General features: G+C 58.5%; 1 protein-coding gene. It reads right to left on the bottom strand.

Annotated features, from left to right (window positions below):
* The coding region (locus tag AC2Q9J_RS17970; protein WP_499042050.1) for a phage portal protein at positions 1-154 on the bottom strand (154 nt) is incomplete at its 3' end.
* Positions 155-270: the final 116 nt, after the last annotated feature.

The following is a 270-nucleotide window of genomic DNA, read 5'->3' as shown; positions in this document are numbered from 1 at the left end:
AACCCGAGCCGATGACGTTCGTCCGCATTGTCTTCAAAGCACCCGTCGCGAGTGGCGCTCCCATGAAGAGGTCTCGCGAACGTTCACGGAGTTTCGGGATGTTCTTCTCGATGTCATCGATGACCGAACCGTTCTGTGTGACCCACCCCGCCATGCTGCTCTTCCGGCTACTGGCGCCATGATTCCCATATCCACGGTTCATGACCGTCAGGAGTTGCCGGTCCCGTTCGCGCTTCAACGCTTTCGCCGGGTTGAAATACGCGACGGTCT

Source organism: Planococcus sp. RAB007_Raresut (assembly GCF_057369535.1).
Note: the sequence above shows the minus strand (reverse complement) of the source record. Positions and strands in the feature narration are given on the sequence as shown.